This is a genomic window from Yeosuana marina (genome assembly GCF_011762485.1).
In the GTDB taxonomy this organism is placed as follows: domain Bacteria; phylum Bacteroidota; class Bacteroidia; order Flavobacteriales; family Flavobacteriaceae; genus Yeosuana; species Yeosuana marina.
Map to the genome: position 1 here is coordinate 1 of NZ_JAAKGI010000028.1, position 1,429 is coordinate 1,429.

A 1,429-nucleotide genomic window follows, 5' to 3' on the forward strand; every position below is an offset into this window, starting at 1 on the left:
TTGTTTTTTGAACAACTTAATAAATTAAATAGAATTATTATTCCTAAAAACTTGTTTTTTTTCATATTGTTTTTTTTTTTAGATTATTCTTTTGAGTTCGATTTATATTACCACCAACGTGTTTCTTTAGTTTGTATTAAATAACTTTATATAGAAAAAGAGGAGAACTATAACGTGTTTTAGAATTACAGGTCCATGACACGTACGAGTCCTCTCTTTCTATAAAGTTGCAAAGAACCATTTGGAATACCAGGCGTATAAGATCCCGATAAAGGAAGTAGTTTTTGCAACATATTTATTCACTCTAATTGTAAAAATATGAAAAATTACAAAGAAGTCGTAGGAATTGATGTATCAAAAAAGACAATAGATGCCTATTGTTATCATGGTCAATCTCACAAAGCGTTTATCAATGATATTGGTGGATATAAAAGCCTCATAAAATGGGTTTTTAAGGTTGTCAAAACTACCGAAGTATTTTATTGTTTTGAGAATACAGGTTATTATTCCTTAAAGTTGGCACTTTACTTATCTAGCCAGAACATTATTTATGTAGAAGAAAGTCCATTGAAAATAAAACGCTCGTCAGGAATAGTTAAAGAAAAAACGGATGTTTTGGATGCTTGTTTAATAGCTCGTTATGCATGGTTGTATCGAGAAGAATTAAAGCCAAGTACAGTTAAAAGCTCCTCTCATTTAGAGCTAGGAAGATTACTGGCATTACGAGATCAATTGGTACGCAATAATGCAGGTTTAAAAGGGACGTTAAAAGAGATGAAGGTGCTTTTGACCAGTCCAACAACAGGAGCTGGCTGTATAAGCTTAAAACGAAGTATTGATTACTTGGAAAAGCAAGTAAAGTCAATAGAAACTAGGATAAAAGCGATAGTATCAGAAGATAGCTCTATGGAAAAGAATTATGAATTATTGACCAGTCTTAGAGGAGTTGGTCTAGTAGTAGCTTGTCAATTCATCTATCATACAGGAAACTTTACGCGTTTTGATAGTTGGCGTGCTTTTGCAAGCTATTGTGGAACAGCGCCCTTTGAACATCGTTCAGGAACGAGTATTCATAGAAGAAAGCAATGTCATTATTTAGGCGATAGAAAAATGAAAAGTTTGTTAAGTATGGCTAGTGTTTCAGCCATACAGCACGACAGTGAATTGCGCTTATATTATAAGAAAAAGTTAGCTGAAGGAAAAGATAAAATGATTGCAGTAAATAATGTTAGAAATAAACTTATATCAAGAGCTTTTGCAGTAGTTAAACGAGGAACTCCGTACGTGGTTCTTCAACAACATGCAGCATAATAAAAAAACTAATTTTTGTTAGGATTTGATCTTGGAATACGTGTCGAGTAGACAAGGGGAGTTTCACCCCGAGCCTCTCACAGAACCGTACGTGATAGTCTCCCATCATACGGCTCTT

1 protein-coding gene is annotated in these 1,429 nt (G+C 33.7%); it reads left to right on the forward strand.

What is annotated here, in order from left to right; all coding sequences use genetic code 11:
- Positions 1 to 318 precede the first annotated feature (318 nt).
- Positions 319 to 1,311 (forward strand): IS110 family RNA-guided transposase, encoded by a 993-nt coding sequence (locus G5V56_RS15575; RefSeq protein ID WP_166966789.1) that lies wholly within the window; start codon positions 319 to 321, stop codon positions 1,309 to 1,311.
- The last annotated feature ends 118 nt before the right edge of the window (positions 1,312 to 1,429 follow it).

What these genes read in the sequence shown, in the direction of transcription:
- G5V56_RS15575 (WP_166966789.1), top strand. Translation starts at nt 319, where the DNA reads ATGAAAAATTACAAAGAAGTCGTAGGAATTGATGTATCAAAAAAGACA.